17 protein-coding genes are annotated in these 16,566 nt (G+C 48.7%); 14 read left to right on the forward strand and 3 right to left on the reverse strand.

The features are described 5' to 3' along the window. Positions 1-580 precede the first annotated feature (580 nt). From QEH59_RS17240 to QEH59_RS17250, 3 genes are all read left to right on the forward strand, one after another. Positions 581-2,116, forward strand: a complete 1,536-nt coding sequence (locus QEH59_RS17240; RefSeq protein WP_308986627.1) for an FAD-dependent oxidoreductase — start codon at positions 581-583, stop codon at positions 2,114-2,116. Positions 2,117-2,301: 185 nt separating this feature from the next. Then, complete coding sequence (locus QEH59_RS17245) at positions 2,302-2,829, forward strand: hypothetical protein (protein ID WP_308986628.1); 528 nt, start codon at positions 2,302-2,304, stop codon at positions 2,827-2,829. Further along, on the forward strand, positions 2,826-3,440 hold the full coding sequence (locus QEH59_RS17250) for an integrase core domain-containing protein (protein ID WP_308986629.1): 615 nt from the start codon (positions 2,826-2,828) through the stop codon (positions 3,438-3,440). Before QEH59_RS17245 ends, QEH59_RS17250 begins: the two co-directional genes overlap by 4 nt. Positions 3,441-4,128: 688 nt before the next feature. Here the strand turns inward: QEH59_RS17250 and QEH59_RS17255 are convergent. Together QEH59_RS17255 and QEH59_RS17260 are read right to left on the reverse strand one after the other, a co-directional pair. Then, positions 4,129-5,802, reverse strand: a complete 1,674-nt coding sequence (locus QEH59_RS17255) for a glycoside hydrolase 5 family protein (RefSeq protein ID WP_308986630.1) — start codon at positions 5,800-5,802, stop codon at positions 4,129-4,131. A gap of 180 nt (positions 5,803-5,982) precedes the next feature. Beyond that, positions 5,983-6,936, reverse strand: coding sequence for an IS5 family transposase (locus QEH59_RS17260; RefSeq protein ID WP_308986631.1), 954 nt, complete (start codon positions 6,934-6,936; stop codon positions 5,983-5,985). 109 nt (positions 6,937-7,045) lie between these two features. Between QEH59_RS17260 and QEH59_RS17265 the strand changes: the two genes are divergently transcribed. From QEH59_RS17265 to QEH59_RS17310, 11 genes are all read left to right on the forward strand, one after another. Continuing rightward, the gene (locus QEH59_RS17265) at positions 7,046-7,267 is read left to right on the forward strand and encodes a hypothetical protein (protein ID WP_308986632.1); all 222 of its coding nucleotides are present in this window, start codon (positions 7,046-7,048) and stop codon (positions 7,265-7,267) included. Positions 7,268-7,273: 6 nt separating this feature from the next. Beyond that, positions 7,274-7,696, forward strand: a complete 423-nt coding sequence (locus QEH59_RS17270) for a hypothetical protein (protein ID WP_308986633.1) — start codon at positions 7,274-7,276, stop codon at positions 7,694-7,696. A gap of 17 nt (positions 7,697-7,713) precedes the next feature. Further along, entirely contained in the window at positions 7,714-7,803 is a 90-nt protein-coding gene (locus QEH59_RS19075; protein ID WP_425609262.1) for an integrase core domain-containing protein, read from the forward strand. Positions 7,804-8,297: 494 nt separating this feature from the next. After that, on the forward strand, positions 8,298-8,450 hold the full coding sequence (locus tag QEH59_RS17275; protein ID WP_308986634.1) for a GIY-YIG nuclease family protein: 153 nt from the start codon (positions 8,298-8,300) through the stop codon (positions 8,448-8,450). A 388-nt stretch (positions 8,451-8,838) separates the two neighbouring features. Then, on the forward strand, positions 8,839-9,900 hold the full coding sequence (locus QEH59_RS17280; protein ID WP_308986635.1) for a LacI family DNA-binding transcriptional regulator: 1,062 nt from the start codon (positions 8,839-8,841) through the stop codon (positions 9,898-9,900). Between the two features lie 126 nt (positions 9,901-10,026). Continuing rightward, on the forward strand, positions 10,027-11,505 hold the full coding sequence (locus QEH59_RS17285; protein WP_308986636.1) for an arylsulfatase: 1,479 nt from the start codon (positions 10,027-10,029) through the stop codon (positions 11,503-11,505). Positions 11,506-12,110: 605 nt separating this feature from the next. Beyond that, positions 12,111-12,608, forward strand: coding sequence for a PepSY domain-containing protein (locus tag QEH59_RS17290; RefSeq protein ID WP_308986637.1), 498 nt, complete (start codon positions 12,111-12,113; stop codon positions 12,606-12,608). Between the two features lie 148 nt (positions 12,609-12,756). Continuing rightward, on the forward strand, positions 12,757-13,608 hold the full coding sequence (locus tag QEH59_RS17295; RefSeq protein WP_308986638.1) for a transglutaminase-like domain-containing protein: 852 nt from the start codon (positions 12,757-12,759) through the stop codon (positions 13,606-13,608). Positions 13,609-13,660: 52 nt separating this feature from the next. Next, positions 13,661-14,035: a hypothetical protein gene (locus QEH59_RS17300; RefSeq protein WP_308986639.1), complete on the forward strand. Its 375-nt coding sequence runs from the start codon at positions 13,661-13,663 to the stop codon at positions 14,033-14,035. Between the two features lie 184 nt (positions 14,036-14,219). Then, positions 14,220-14,843: a Fic family protein gene (locus QEH59_RS17305; RefSeq protein ID WP_308986640.1), complete on the forward strand. Its 624-nt coding sequence runs from the start codon at positions 14,220-14,222 to the stop codon at positions 14,841-14,843. A gap of 34 nt (positions 14,844-14,877) precedes the next feature. Continuing rightward, positions 14,878-15,039: a hypothetical protein gene (locus QEH59_RS17310; RefSeq protein WP_308986642.1), complete on the forward strand. Its 162-nt coding sequence runs from the start codon at positions 14,878-14,880 to the stop codon at positions 15,037-15,039. A gap of 192 nt (positions 15,040-15,231) precedes the next feature. Here the strand turns inward: QEH59_RS17310 and QEH59_RS17315 are convergent, their stop codons facing one another. Continuing rightward, positions 15,232-16,170 carry a transposase gene (locus tag QEH59_RS17315; RefSeq protein WP_308986641.1) on the reverse strand — a complete coding sequence of 313 codons (939 nt, stop codon included), beginning with the start codon at positions 16,168-16,170 and terminating at the stop codon, positions 15,232-15,234. Between the last annotated feature and the right edge of the window lie 396 nt (positions 16,171-16,566).

The raw sequence follows: 16,566 nt of genomic DNA on the forward strand, positions 1-16,566 counted from the left end.
TCATCGATCAAAATTTAAGGTCTCGAAATCCAGAAAAAGCAAAGGAAAACCGAAGAAGAAAACGGTCGATAAAGCCGCTTAAGTCCGTGCCATTCTGGTAGATCCTAAATAGGGTCTGCCATTTTTTTGATGATTATACACGAGCTCATTCTAAGCTATAAAGGTGCTGTGGAGTGTCCTCTGGGGGCTGTTTTGACAATTTTCGCTAAGAGGTTTGTAGCCTTCATTCCGTTTGACTTTTGAGCTCGCAGATGTGTGGTCATCGCAAATTCTGTTTGGATGCGCAGCTTGTTGGTGGATGTCTATTTGGTTTTACTTTTAACTGCTAAGCTCTGCGCTTGCTCGGGGGAAGTGAAATACGGCGCATTCATTGTATTTAGGGCATGAAAATCTATTATTTGTCCATGCGATTCAACTGAATCGCTATAGCTAAAATTTAACTGATCGATTATTCTAATCTCACTCCTGAAATTCCATAGTCTCTTCATTCCTATGGAAGCCATCGTTATATCAGGCGACCTTTCTGTGAATGATCTGAAGTCGAGATCCTGAGTATAATTGCGATCAAAATAATAGTTTTATGTTTAATATTAAAGATAGCATTGCTGATGTTTGTATTTATGGGGATTCGCCTGCGGCTTTCTCAGCTGCGATTCAATTGGCGCGAAAACGATTACAAGTCGTCATCGTGACACCTGAGGCACATGTCGGTGGAATGCTAGTCGAGGGGCTTGGGGCTTCCGATATCGGTAATCATGATTTCGACAATTCGAAGGCAGTGGGTGGTATTGCTAGAGAATTTTATGAGCGTATCGCCCAGGCCTATGGTTATTCAGACTTTGGTTTTTATAAATTTGAACCACATGTTTCGTCTAATGTTATAAATGGCTGGCTTAGGGAAGCGGGAGTCTCTGTCTTTACGAATTGGGAAATAAGAACTACTTCTAAACAAGGTGCACAAATTGTGTCTATCGAATCGACTGAAGGTCGAATCATTCAGGCTGATGTTTTTATAGATGCATCTATTGAGGGAGATCTGATGGCAATGGCAGGTGTTAGTTACACTTGGGGGCGTGAGAGTAACGATACCTATGGTGAAACTTTGAATGGTATTCGCGCGGAGAGTCCATATCGGAATTTTACGCTACCGATTGATCCATACGTTAAACCAGGGAATCCAGAGAGTGGGGTCATTGGTACGATTATTGATGAACCCCACGGTGTTCCTGGAACCGGCGATAGGCGTATTATGGGATTTTGCTTTCGTATGTGCCTGACTGATGATAAAGAAAACCAGCTCCCATTTACAGCGCCCGAGGATTATGATTCGCGAAAGTATGAAATATATCGCCGTTATTTTGCAGCAGGTGGTGCAGACTCATTTTTTAGCCCAGATATTAATCAACTTCCTGGTCGTAAAACTGACCTTGGGAGCTGGCATGATCTTTCTGCGAATTTGTATGGAATGAATTATGGCTGGCCTGATGGTTCTTGGGCCGAGCGCCGACGCATTTATGCTGAGCACAAAAATTTCACGCAGGGGTTGTTTTATTTTCTTACGCATGATCCGTCGGTTCCTGAACAAGTGCGTCGTCGATGGGGCCCGTGGGGCTATGCTGCAGATGAGTTTACTGATAACAATGGTTGGCCGCGACGACTCTATGTGCGTTCTGCTAGGCGTATGATTTCTGATTACGTAATTAATGAATCTCATCTGTCCACGAGACCAGATCGACCAGTTGTTTGTGACCCTATTGGGGTTGCGTTCTGGCCACCCGACTCGCATCATGTCAGAAGGATTGTTCGTGATGGGGTTGCTTACAATGAGGGCTTTGTCTTTCCTGAGAAGGATCAGTGGCAGCCTTTCGGGATTAGTTACCAAGCGCTCGTCCCTAAGTTCGACGAATGTACGAACCTTATTGTGCCCGGTTGTCCATCGTCCAGCTACGTGGGCTATGGTTCATTGAGGCTTGAATGGACTTTTATGGTGATGGGGCAGGGCGCGGGGAGCGCGGCGGCCATTGCGTGCAGAAAGAGGATTCCAGTTCAGGATGTTCCATATGCTGAATTGAAGCAAGATTTAGAGGCCGACAAGCAAGTGCTTGAAGTTCACTAGGAACGTAACCGTGGTCGGTGTCAGTATCACGCTGGCCCCTTCACTTATACGATCAGTCCTTTGTTGATGCGCCTTGACGGCCTTTTCTCAATTTCGGAATCTCGTCCGCTTGAATAAACAAGTCCAGATATTTTTAGCGGTTTTGGGGGGTTGGATCCGTCTTCGCTGAAGCTACGCCGAGACAAGTGAACCGCAAGCAGCAGAAGGTGATCGAGTATCTCCTTGAGGAGAACCAGATTTTGAAGCAGCAGTTCGAATCGACTGGTAAGAAGCTGCGTTTGGATAATCATCAGCGCCGTAATCTGGCTAAGCGAGGCAAGGCGATGGGGTGGGCTCAGTTGCAGAAATACGCGACTTTGGTTCGACCGGAAACGATCCTGGGATGGCATCGGAAGTTAATAGCTCTTAAATATACTGGTAAGCGGGTCGTGAAAACCGACCGACAGGAACGGATGGAGGTTGTTCGGGAACTCTGCGTCAAATTTGCCGAGGAAAATCTTGGATGGGGCTATGGCCGCATCCAAGGGGCTCTTTCTAATCTTGGTTACAAAGTGAGTATGACGACTGTTGGCAATATACTCAGGGCTAAAGGAATCATTCCTTCACCAGAGCGCGGCAAGCAATCCAACTGGACGGAGCACGGCAGTGTGGAGATGGTGTATCGTAGATGCGCCCGAAGGGATGTGAATGCGGGTGCCCCCTGGGCGGCATGAACAGCAAGACTTTCGTGCGCTCTCACATGGATGTGATGTCCGTCGCAGATTTTTTCACGGTAGAAGTATGGACTCTTCGCGGGCTGGTTCGATATCATGTGTTCTTCGTGATGAACTTGGCGAAACGACAGGTGGAGGTCGCTCACATCGGCTGTCAGGTGAACGGGGCGGTGATGGCACAAGTTGCCCGCAATATGACAGACGGTTGCGACGGTATTCTCAAAGGCAGGCGTTTCTTTGTCTGCGACCATGATCCACTCTACACAAAAGAATTTCGCCAGATACTCACAGATTTCGAAGTTGAAGTCATCCAAACACGGGTAGGGTGTCCGCAGCAAAACGGCTATGCGGAGAGTTTCGTATCAGCCATAAAGCGCGAGTGTATCGACCACATGATATTCTTCAGTGAGAAGTCCCTCCGCCGGGCTGTGGGGCAGTATATTGAGCATTTCCACCAAGAACGAAATCATCAGGGACTCGATAATTTGATTCCTTTTCCAAATAGCCCACAAGTTCACTCTCAAAGCGGACTGATCGTAAAAAGTGAACGGCTAGGAGGGCTGCTAAACTACTATCATCGTGAGGAAAAGGAGGTGCTTGCAATGGCGTAAAAATCGCACCATATATTTCTGAAACAGCACTCGAAGTTACCTTATGAGAGTTGATTTCGATCATTCAGTGATTGTCCACGAAGTGCCACCGAAGGTGAACAATGATTGAAATCGTGCAAGATTCAGAGCTCTTTTTGCTGAGTTCCGTGCGACTGGAGTGGCTCGTTTTCAATCAAAATGATCGAAATGAAAATAGGCGAAACGCTTGGAATCCCACTAACTAAGGGCTGCCGAGCTGTTAACCACTTTGGAATTATTTCGATCAGTTCGACTTTTCAAGAGTGATTGGCCAGCCAAGCCACGTCTCGCGTTCGCGGGTCACTGCCGATAGCAAGCGGGTTATCGTGGATCCCGTTTGCCCATGATATTCTCTACTCAAATTTATTGTAACTGAGTTCGCCGTATTCAGGGATTAACTCGGCGACCAACTGTGCGCCTTCTTCCCTTTACTCCGAGGCAGTTTCAGTTGCGCGGCTTTGGATTTCTTCCGCCCGCTCGCCGGCCCATCAGCGATCCGCTTTACGGTAACATCCTCTACTGTTGAAGAAATGTAGTCCGCCTCTAGTTCGCGGCTATCGGTCGCGGTCCACGTTCTAGCTTGCAACGAATGTAACGAAATAGCTGCAAGGGAGATAATTGATTGGATTTGAACGACTCTGAAAAGCTGGCGCATAAGCTGTAAGATTCGTTAGTAGGAACCAAGTTCCAGATTGGCCTGTTCTAGATCCCAGAGGTCTGGGTCTTCATTGGTGATCTGGTAAAGCTTTTCATTGGCAGGCCAGGCGGGGTCGCTGCCCGTGTGCATGAACCAATTGCTTAATGCCCGGTTACGGGTATCGAAAGTCCACAGCAGGCTGAGCTGAACCTCGGAGTCGACGATGGCCTGCATGAAGCGGTGAAAGGTTTCCTTTTCATCGGCATTGGTTCCTTCTCCCGGGGCCCCGAATTCGCCCAGAACAAGAGGCTTTCCGATTGCAGCACTGCCGCTCATGTAATGACTCAGAAGCTCGTAGTACTGACCAGTTTGCCACTCAATGACGATAGGTCCATCATTTGGAAAGTAAGTTGTCGGGTTGCCACCGCGCGTGCCCGGGTAGACATGAACCGTGACTGTGTCCATCGGATCTGGATTATCCAGAGGCATCACTTGTAGGTTCTCGCTGCGTGTGTCCGGGGTCCAAGTGTGTTCTGTCCAATTGTGATAGGCTTGTGCTCTCGGGCGACTATCCCCGCTGGTGATGAAACGCCACTTGTCGATGCGGCGCACGGACTCGGCAAAGTTGCGCTTGGCGATTTCAGCATGCGCACGGGTCAAATCGTCGGGGCCTGTCCATGCCGGCAAGACATCTGTGTCTGTCGTTGTTGCGGGAAGAAACATGCCTTGGTGCGTGGCGCTTCCAGGACGCTTTCGCATGGCACTGATGTTCGGATGATCGATTCCATTATTGATCTCGTTGGTAAATTCCCATGCCCAGATCGCCGGCGAATCGGCGTAGTGCTCCACGATCTCCGTGGTGTAATGACGAATAAAAGCATTACTCCCCGAATTCAAACGCCCCAGCTCTGATTTGTATTCAGCATAGGTTGGATACCCGTTTACATCTACGTTGAGTGAACTGCTAGGAATGAAATCCACATCAGGGACGAGCACGCCTGCCTCGACTGCCGGGTTCACAAGTTCGCCGATAGTTGGATAGGCCCAAAAGAGCACGAGTAGCAGACCGATGCCTTTGGCTTCGGCCGCGGCGATGAAGTGATCGAGCCGTCGAAAATATTCATCCGGGTCATCGAAATATAGTGCCCATTCCTTGGGCCAATAGGGGGCTGCCAGTACACGGCATACCGGAATATTATGCTCAGCCAGATACTCAAAGCCCTCGATGAAACTGGTGTCGTTTACATTGGAATTGTAGCGCATGAAGGCATCGTAATAGTTGACACCAAATGCGCGTATGGCCACCAGCTCGCCCGAGTCATTGTATTTGACTAGTTTGCCTGCAAGCGGGTCATCCTTAGCAACATGTATACCCGTAGGCACAGCGGTATTGGCAGCAAGCTTCCAATACTGACGCTCCGATTCGACGGAATAAGCGCTGGTTACCGCCGAGCCAGTCCCCAAGTGAAAGCTAGGTGAGATTCCGTCCCAGAAAGTCAGGTCTTCGCTGGCACGAATCTCGTATTGCCTCCCCGCAGCATTGTCCCATGTCAATTCGATGCGGGACGGTTCTGCCGAACTGATGGAAAGAGCACCTAAGCCAGAAGGAATCGCGAGGCTCTGGACCAGCAGCCATAAAAAAAGCACCGCAGCTTTTTGAGAGACTATTCGCATTGAACTGGTTTTTGTCGGTGTTGCTATTTTCATCTAAAGTGAAGTCTATTTATCAGGATAACTCTACCGGGGGCATCTAAAAACAGCGATTTCTGCCTGAGAATCTTGAGTTTATATTTGATTTACGAAAGTGATGATCGCCCGAGGCTTAAAGCAGCTTAATTTGATTAATAATCTTCGACGCTTTGGCCACTGGCTCCATATTTTTCGCTCTCATTTCAGCATCGAGCCTCCGAGTTGCTTGAATCGGAAGCGATTGTAAACGAGATTGCCCAGGTCGTTGCTTTGCTTGGCCCGGTCTAGACCAATACATCGTATTTGATCGGCTCCCATACTATTGCTTAGGACCCCGAAGACATGTTCGACTCTTGCTCGAACAGAACTCTTTAGGCGATTGCTGTCTTTCTGCTCCTGAGTTAGCGGGCGGCCTCGATAGGCACGCTCGTTGATCTGAGGGGCGATGCCCTTGCCGCGTAGCCAGTCGAGCATGAGCCAACCGTGGGTATTGGCAGCAGTCACCCCCCAGCGCTCGATCAGTTTACTCTTCCAATCGACCTTTATATGGTTCTTGTAACCGAAGTAAGGATGCCCGCTTTTAGTCGTCCAGCGCGCGTCGAGATCTTTTTGACGCATACGCGCAGGCTTTTTCTGCCAGTTCTCAGGAACCTCACCTGATTTAATCTGCTTGTTTTCCTCACTGCTGTTCTGCTGCCGGGGAACCTCCACGAAACTGGCATCGACGATCTTCCCTGCACTTACTTCGAAACCATTGGCTTGCAGGCAGCCACTGAAGTAGTTGAACAAAGCAGCGATGCCTTCGGTGCCAAGGCGCTGCTTGAACAACCAGATCGTATTTTTGTCGGGAACCTTGTCTGAGGCACTCAAACCTAGAAAGCGTTGGAAGCTGAAACGGTCCAGTATATGAAACTCCGTTTCCTCTTCGCTTAGATTATAGTATTTTTGCAAGATCAGCACTTTGAACATCAAGATGCTATCCAGTGGCTTGCGCCCTCGCTTCGAACGATCCTTGAAGTTTAAATGCTCCTTGAGCACTGACTTAAAGCATGACCAGTCGATGCTCTCGTTGAGTTTATCAAGAGCGGTTGGCCGCTGTTTCAACTCATTTACGCGATCAAGATATCCGAACAAACCTACTTCATCACTCATGAGAGAACTTGAAGTCACGTTACTACAATAAGTCAATCGGGGTTTTAGGTAGTTTTTAGATGCCCCCGTATGACTTGCCAACGACTTATGGGAATACGAAAAAAGCGCCTTGAAGACGCAATTGACCATATTGCCTTCGGTTGTCGGCTTTGCCTCGGAACTCGCCGCAATTGCAGGCTGGCTGAACCGCAAACAGCTTGATGTGACCAACTATTTGCATGCCGAGAATGAGATACTCAAAGAACAGCTGGAGAAGCAGGATGTGAAGTTGGCTTTGAGCAATACCCAAAGACGGAAACTTGCAAAATGCGGCAAGAAGCTCGGGCGCTAGGGACTGATGCAATTCGCGAGTATTGTCACGCCGGATCGGATTCTCTACTGGCACCGTAAATTGGTGGCACTCAAATATACGGCGAAGCGCAAGATCCAAACGGATCGGGAAAAAGAGATGGACACCATCCGTGAGTTTTGCATCAAGTTCGCGGAGGAGAATGTGAGCTGGGGCTATGGCCGCATCCAGGGTGCGCTCTCGAATTTCGGTTACGAAGTCAGTGAAACCACGGTCGGCAATATCCTCCGCGCCGCAGGCATCCCGCCAGCGGAAGATCGGATGAAGAAATCGACGTGGAAGCAATTCGTGCGCTCACACATGGCGACGATGTGTGTGGCGGATTTTCTCACAACCGAAGTTTGGACTCTTCATGGCCTCGTCCGCTATTCACGAATGAATTTTGCGAGACCTTGGAAGCATCAGGAGTGAAACCCATCAAGACCCGCGTGGCCACGCCTGAGCAAAACGGCTATGCCGAGCGTTTCGTGAAGAGCCTGAAAGAGGAGTGCCTCGACCGGATGATTTGTTTGCGTTGAGCTGTCGTCGCATAGCTCCTCGGAACTTCGGAGAACGCTCCCTGAGGAAGGCCGTCGATGAGTATGTGGAGCACTACCACCACGAACGGAACCACCAGGGACTGGATAATCTGATACCATTCCCGTATGCCGGAGAAACAAAGGGTAGGAGCGGTTCAGTCGTAAAATTTGAACGGCTCGGAGGGCTGTTAAACTACTATCATCGAGAAAACGGAGAGGAGGAACGACTGGCCGGATAGCAAAATCATATGAATCCGTGATCGTTCACGAAGTGCTACCGTAGGTGACCAATGATCGTTCCGCGTAGCCCCGCCGAAGGCGACCAATAATGCAAAAAAAAAATCGACCCTAATTGGAGCTGTCTGAGGCGAGTCGAAGGCGTGATTTCGATCAGTTCGACTTTCTACAAGTGATTGGCCAGCCATTTAAAGCCCTTTGAGAAATCGGAGGGCTTTTTTGTTGTCTGGTTTTTTGGAGACTGCGAGAATCGAGGCATGTATTACGTCTATGTATTAGAGAATGCAAGTGGCCGTCTATACATAGGGCATACCAATGATGTCGCTCGCCGAATCGAAGAGCACAATTCAGCTGAGGGTAAAGAGCACTTGGGGAAATACACCCATCGCAACGCCCGTGGTCTTTGTTGAGCTTTGAAAAGTTCGAAACACGCAGCGAAGCCATGCGAAGCGAAAAGCAACGCAGGTCACATTATTCTTAGCCACTTTAGCCGGTTGGATCCGTTTTCGCTTAATTTACGCCGAGACCAGTGAATCGAAAACAGCAGTCTGTCATTGAGTATTTGCTGGAAGAGAACTGGGCCCTAAAACAGCAACTGAATACCTCTGACAAAAAAACTGCGCCTAAACAATGTACAGCTTCGCAGTTTGGAGAAGAAGGCTTTCTTTGTGGTATGAACTAATGGACTACAAGCGAGCCGATGATAGCAGTTCAGTTGGGGAGTTTATCAACTGGATGATTTGGTCGTGCTAGAATCTACTTGTTTATTACTAACATTTTGATCAGAAGTTAACAGATATGAGTAAAAGAACATCTGTCAGCATGAAGCAAATCGCTGAAGAAGCGGGGGTGTCAATGATGACTGTTTCCCGTGTGCTTCGGAACGAGTCGAATGTATCAGCGAAGACAGAAGAGTGTATCCGCGGGATTGCGGATCGGCTGGGCTATAAATCGAATCGCTTGGTGCGTGGTATGCAAAGTGGGCGCAGTGGGATCGTAAGTGTGGTTATGCCTGCGGGGCATGCGATTGCGCCGACGATGTTGGAGGGGATTTACGACTTTTTTCATGAACAAGATATGATTATGGCGCTGGATCTTGTGCATGGGAATCTAGGTGAGAAGGCTTTCGTCGAACAGGGGAAAATTATTAACCGCTTGCTGGAGAGTCGTGTAGACGGCATTCTGCTTTTACCTGTGAATGAAGAGGCTAGCCCCTTGTATTTCAAGGAAGTTGTGGATCGCAAGATACCGCTGCTCTTGATCGATCGTAATACGACGCACTTTTCGACTGACTTTGTGGGCACAGATGATTTCGCGGGTGGTTGGGAAGCGGCACGTGTATTGGCGCAAAATGCTTGTAAGAATGTGGTGTTGATCTCGACTGGAGATTTCGTGAGCACGAGCGGTTTACGCGCAAAGGGCTTCTTGGATGGCTTGTCAGAATTTGGTATCCGGTTGACGACGCATATCATCGCCCCCAATTTTACGCATAATGCTGAGCTAATTGATCATGAGTTGAAGAAGTGTCAGGGGCAGTTTGATGGAATCTTTGCCATCGCGGATCGTCTTGCGATCAGTGCTTGGCACAGTTGTCAGAGTCTCAATCTCTCGATTCCAGATCAGGTTAAAGTGATCGGGTTTGGTGCGCTGAATTTACGTGATCCACGGGTGGCTCTTTCCAGTTTTGATCAGGAGCCTTATTTAATCGGGCGGGAGGCCGCTCAGTTATTGTACAAACGTATTGAGCAGGGGCCTGCTGTGAAGCGACCGAAGCCGAAAACCTTATTGCATCGTCCCAAATTTGTTGAAGGAACTTCTTGCCCCCATGGGGGCAGTTTGCGGACGGAGGGAGCAATATAATGATTTATTCGTGCGAGTTGTATGTTAATTGAAGAATTTCGCCAAAGATGTGCCTGACGGAGGGAAGACTGCGTGGTCAGAAGGGCGGGCTTTGGTTATTTAAACTAAAAAGATAGAAGCCTATTTATGATTTGTAAGAAACTATTCTGCTTGCTGGGGTTGAGTGCTGCCGTGCTACTGACTGGAGAACTTGCCGCCCAGACTTTGGCGGGCAGTCGTCCGAATATCATCTTAGTGATGACCGACGACCAAGGCATGGGGGACCTGTCCTGCATGGGGAACGAGATTGTGCGCACGCCACATATCGATCGCTTCTATCAACAGTCGACCCGCTTTACCAACTTTCAGGTCAGTCCGACCTGTGCGCCGACCCGTGCTGCCATCATGAGCGGTCGTTTTCCTTTTAAGGTGGGAGTAACACACACGATCTTACAACGTGAGCGTATGGCCTTGGATGTCTATACGCTGCCACAAGCCTTGAAAAGTGCAGGCTATGCTACGGGCCTTTTTGGTAAATGGCATTTGGGAGATGAATTCGAATATCGGCCGCAAAGCCGTGGTTTCGATGAAGTGCTGATGCATGGAGCCGGCGGGATCGGGCAGACGATCTATGGGGACTTTGTTGCGAATCAGGAGAATCCATATTTCGATAATATTTTACTGCACAATAATACGGTTGTGCAGACCCAAGGCTTTTGTACCGATGTGTTCTTTGATGCAGCCGAGGGATGGATTCAGCAGCAACATGAGGCAGGTCAGCCATACTTTGCTTATCTTTCACTGAATGCGCCCCATGGTCCCATGTATGCGCCTGAAGAATACAAACAGCACTTCCTGTCAGAAGGCTACGATGAAGATACCGCGGCTCGGTATGGCATGATTGAGAATATCGACGACAACTTTGGGCAACTCATGGCCTTACTCAAAAAATGGAAGGCCTTGGATAACACCTTGATCATCTTTATGACTGATAACGGGATGTCGATGAAGACCATCCTACGAGATGGCGAAAAAATTTCTCCGTTCAATGCCAACATGCGGGGCCGTAAAAACTCGCCGAATGAAGGCGGCACCCACGTTCCTGCATTCTGGCAGTGGAAGGGGGTTCTCAAGCGTAATGTGGACATCGATGCCTTGGTCGCGCACATCGATTTATACAAAACTCTCGCTGAGTTAGCGGGAGCACAATTACCAACTGATATGCAAAGCCTCGATGGACGTTCTTTGTTGCCGTTGTTGGAAGACCCTCAAGCTAATTGGGCTGATCGTGAGCTATTCTTCCATTGTGGCCGTTGGAAGACCGGAGAGCGCGATGCCTATAAATATCGTAATAACGCCGTGCGCACCGAGCGTTGGCGCTTTGTAAATAATCAGCAGCTCTATGATATCCAGCAAGATCCGGGGGAGACCAAAGATGTGTCGCAGCAGTTTCCTGAAGTCGTGTCGCAACTTCGCAAGTCATACGACCAGTGGTGGGACTCCGCTTTGCCCTTGATGGTCAACGAAGGGCTTCCGCGCATTAAAGGAGATCATCCCTTGCAACAGCTTTACGAAGCGCAGCAGAAAAACGGAGAGATTGTGAACTGGACGCCCGAGCAGCTTTAGCTATAAAAACAAGATTGCCTCATTTTCTAGGTGCTTTGGGGGCATTGTAAGCACGACCGAAAATCTGCTTAAGTCAGTGCCATTCGGGGCAGCACTGAATGACACGGACTTAAGCGGTTCGGGCGGTCAGAACGTAGGGGCGCGACTTGTGACAAGGCCATTGCATATTAGGATTATTGTTTACGCATTATTATTGGATGCGATGACGATCGTATTCATTGAGGGCATTCTTTAGGTACAATCATTACCAAGCTGACGTAGCCTGATGCTGATTCGAACAGAATGATTTAGGACAGAATAATGTTAACTTAAGCAATGCTGTGAATAAGCACCGAGCCTAAGAATCATTCTGTCCAAAATTATTCTGTAAAAAAAGCCGATCCAAGGCATTGATTGTATCTCATTTTAGGGGCACCCGGGAAGCGTATACTTTATTGGTGTCTATAAGCAGAGGTATTCTAGGAATGTAGCCTCATTATGATTTCCCACGCCGACATCGCGGCTGTCCGCGTGGGGGACTCCAATGTTAATCTGTTGAGGTGTTTTCTGAAACTGCTTCCAGAATTAATTTTACTCTAATATACTAGGGGTGTATTTCTGTCTGCATGAAAAAGCAAATGCGGGTTTGGCATCGTTATCTAGGATTCTTTCTCTCTGGAATTATGGCGGTGTACGCGATCAGTGGTGTCGTCTTGATCTTTCGTAATACCGACTTTCTCAAAGTCGAGCAGCAGGTTGAGCGTGAGCTGGAGCCAGGCTTGGATGCGAATGCTCTCGGGAGGGCTTTGAAGATTCGTGATTTGCAGGCAGAAGAGGAGAGTGGGGCAAACATCGTCTTTGCTGGTGGGCAGTATGATAAAGGAACTGGGGTTGTCTCGTATCGTTCAAAGGAATTGCCAGTGGTGCTAGATAAAATGACGAAGATGCATAAAGCGAGATCGGGGCAGCCCTTGTTTTATCTGAATTTGTTTTTTGGTGCTTCCTTGCTCTTTTTCGTCATTTCTTCATTTTTCATGTTCTTGCCGAACTCTAAAATTTTCAAACGAGGCATGTATGTTGCCCTTGCCGGCATCGTTCTGACTTTGGTCATGGTCTATTTTTAGAGATAGGATCTAACCAGTGTGACGAATTGTTCTTTGGTGGCAGGGCTGATCGGGTTATATTTTTGATATCCAGATAAAGGATCGAAAGTTGCTAGGTTGTTGGGGGCAGGTTTTCTCAGATTTCTAAATTTCTTAATCCATACCAAACATGAACTTCAGAGTCAGTTGTGATCTTGCCTATCAGCTCAACCAGTCGGCAACGTTTCTATTCGCACTGAAGTGCTTGGAAACCGGTGGCCAGAAAATCATCAGAGAGTCGCTTGAGACGAATCCGCATGTGGAGATCGAGGATTTTCACATCGTCAGTGGGATGAATCGTTTTTCGCGGCTTTTGACGCATAATCCTGGGGCGCTGGAAATCTCTTATGAGGCTGAGATGAGTATTTCTCAAGGCATCATGAATGTGGAGGAGATCCGGTTTAATCGCACGAGCAATTTGAATCCGGAAGGGATCCCTTTTCTCTTTCCCAGTCGTTACTGCCAATCGGATATCTTGCGGCAGGAAGCAAATGAGATGTTCGGCCATATTGACGGGCCTCATGCGATTGCTTCCGCGGTGAGTGACTGGATTTACGAAAATATTTCCTATGTGAGTGGAAGCTCCGGGGAGACTTCATCGGCATTGGATGCGATGCATGAGAGGCAGGGTGTTTGCAGGGATTTCGCTCATTTGGGTATCACACTTTGTCGCGCGCTGAGTGTGCCTGCGCGTTATGTGACGGTGTATGCCTACCAGCTTGATCCGCCTGATTTTCATGCATGCTTCGAGGTTTTTATAGGAGGCTGGTGGTATATTTTTGATGCCACGCGGCTTGCTCCGCTGAACGGGTTGATCAGGATCGCTACCGGGCGGGATGCAGCCGATGCTGCGGTCTGCACGATTTTTGGCGACCCTCAGCTTACGAAAAGTCAGGTGAGGTGCGAAGTGCTGGATAGCAATTTTGTGCCAGTGACTCGGGATTCGCTGGTGGAAGCGAACCAGGCGATTATCCTGCTCTGAACTTACGAAGATTTTCAACAGACTGCCAGAGACTTGGGAGGAAAAACGGGGCATGTCATTACCTTTGTGGTACGTCATTGGCTTAGTTTTTGGCGAAGTGCGTAATGACTTTGTTAGTTGGATGCTCTTCATCGAAATGCCGATTTTGACGAAGCAAGCCAGCTGTGGGGATGGGAACGTTGAACATCGAACATCCAACATCGAAGGTCCAATGATGAATGTTATAGAGAGTGGTGAGGGGCGTGATCAGGCATCGCGTGGAGGGGACGCGTGGATGACGCTCGTGGCGGAAGGCTTGATTCTCGGCGGGCGTCACAAGGAAGCCGTCTCAAAAAGATTTGAGCAGGTAGTCAATGGACCTGATTCCAGTCTGCCTATAGTGCTTCTGCCATCAAAAAATGATACAAGCGTTATTATGATTAGTTGAATTGTTTTTGAGACAGTTTCCAGGTGGCGCCTGGGCTTTGAATTTCAGAAAATGAGATGCGGCTAGTAGGCAAAATCCGTAAGTGGCTAAGACAGAAATTCATCGCTTGTGCCTATCGGCTTGGTTCTAATGAGCCGATTAGCGTGTATATTCGGCTCATTATTGTAGTTTACATGAGCCGATAGTGCTCTACGAAGCGCCCCCTTCAGACTTAGTGCCCGCTGAAATCAAAGGCTTTGTTGAATGGTTTAATTCAAGTCGCGATCAGATTCGTCATGCACCGATACGCGCAGGGCTGGCTCACCTTTATTTTGAGTCGATCCATCCTTTCGAGGATGGCAATGGTCGGGTCGGGCGCGCAGTGGCAGAAAAGGCCTTGTTTCAGGGAGCGGGGCGTCCGTTGTTAATGAGTCTTTCTCAGGCAATTGAAGCCGACAAAACGAGTTATTATACGGCATTGCAACGCGCACAACGCAGCAACGAGGTGAGCGACTGGCTACGTTACTTTGTCGATCTGCTGTTGCGAGCCTTAGACGAATCGCAGGCGCGCATCGACTTTGTGCTGAAGAAGGCCCGATTCTTTGACCGATACCGCGAAGCACTTTCGGAGCGTCAACTTAAGGTCATTCGGCGGATTCTGGACGCAGGGCCAAGTGGTTTCGAAGGTGGCGTCAACGCAAGTAAGTATCAGCGACTCACAGGTGTCTCGAAACCAACCGCGACCCGCGACCTGCAGGAGCTCTTGCAACAGGGAGTGCTCACCTCGATCGGAGGCGGACGCAGCACCCGCTATGAAGTGAACCTTTGATCCGCTCGTTCGGAACCGACAACGCTTTGAGCAGCTGTGGGGCTGGAGCTACCGTTTCGTGGCTTACGTCCCCGCATCCAAACGTGAGCGGGGCTACTATGCCCTGCCATTACTTTGGCAGGGCATAGGTAATCGCTTGGGCGAACGCCAAGGTGATCGACGAGCGGCTCCAGATCGAGATCGGATACGTCAGTGAACCCGCAAGCCCATTGAAATTTCGCCGTGCACTGGAAACCGAAATCGAGGCGATGACGATTTTCCTGGGGTTGGAAAGTGGCGCCTGGTCATTGAATTTCAGCTCGAACTGATAGCTGTTGTTACGGGGAGATTTTTATATCCTACGTTTGGCCGCTTTTTAGGCCTTTAATTCAAAGAAATACGAAATTCCCTATGTCATCTCTAGAGCCTTCTTGTTGCCTGGGTTTCCGTGATCCATGTGTGTGTTCAGACCACGTTTCTGTAACTGCCGATAGTTATCAACCGTTCCATATTGCTTATCACCGACGACTGTTTTAAGGGGGCGACCAACGTTCGCCTCGTGCTGATCAATGATTGGCTCTAATTGGATGTTTTCTTCGATATCCCCAGGAGTGGTTGTTTGAGCGGTAATAACTCCATAGTCATCATCTACGGCTCGGTGTTGCTTATAGCGTGGTCGACTCACTCCATCACTGCCTTGCTTACTGTGACGCACTACAGGTGCATCGGGATCTGTGAGGCTGAGCATACATTTGTTCTTACGTTTGTAATATTTATACTCTCGAGCACTTTCCAGTTTTTGCTCCTCAACACCATACAGCCGCTTCAGTTCAGCGATCAACTCAGGCCCCGCTCGGACCACTGAAGCCTGCGAGGCATCCGCAGCAATCACACTACCATCGACATGTATTTTTTCGCCTCCAACCAGTCCGGCCTCAACGCACTGCAGAACACTTCTCACAAAGAACTTCTCGAAAACGTCCCGCCCCCAACGATTACGCGCCTTAGAGAGCACGCTGTGATTGGGAATGTCGTCATCCAGACCATAGCCAAGAAACCAAAGATAGTCGAGACGCTCAGGGATGATGCGCATCAATTCGCGCTCACTCTTTACATTATCCAGAAATAATAAAAACATCAGCTTTAGGATAATCTCTGGATCGACTGATTCGTTTCCCTTACGCCCATAGAGTTCACGCACTTCATCACGCACAAAACTAAAGTCGATGACTTCGGCAATCCGCCTCAGTGGATTATCCCTGCGGACTCGATTATCTAAATTGATGCCATAAGCGAATAGACTCTTTTGCTCAATATGCACTCCCATCATAATGACAAAATAAGACAAACGTTAATTGAATTAGCAATAGGATTTTTTTCCTTATTTGAGCAACAGCCCCGTTACCTTTGTGGTTGCGTGCGGCGCAGCACCGAAGCGGTTGCTGGGGTATTAGTGATAATAGAAGGGCGATTCATCATTAAAATGGCAGCTTGCCGCGTCTGATTGTAACGGTCGAGTGTTTTTGTTTATGGATGTTAGAAGGATAACCTAGTTGGGAGCCTTTAATTTAATCCTCTAGTGTCGCCGTGCCTAAATCGCATTCAATCTTCGCAGACCATGAGCGATTCAGCGGTTTGGACATATTTTGTGAGGCGGGGAGCTTCTTTGCGTAAGGCGCGGAAATCGCACTCGACTTGGATACCGTGCCAGAAGTCTTCTGACTGTTTGAAAAACGCCCCGAAG

Source organism: Thalassobacterium sedimentorum (genome assembly GCF_031127905.1).
Lineage (GTDB): Bacteria > Verrucomicrobiota > Verrucomicrobiia > Opitutales > Coraliomargaritaceae > Thalassobacterium > Thalassobacterium sedimentorum.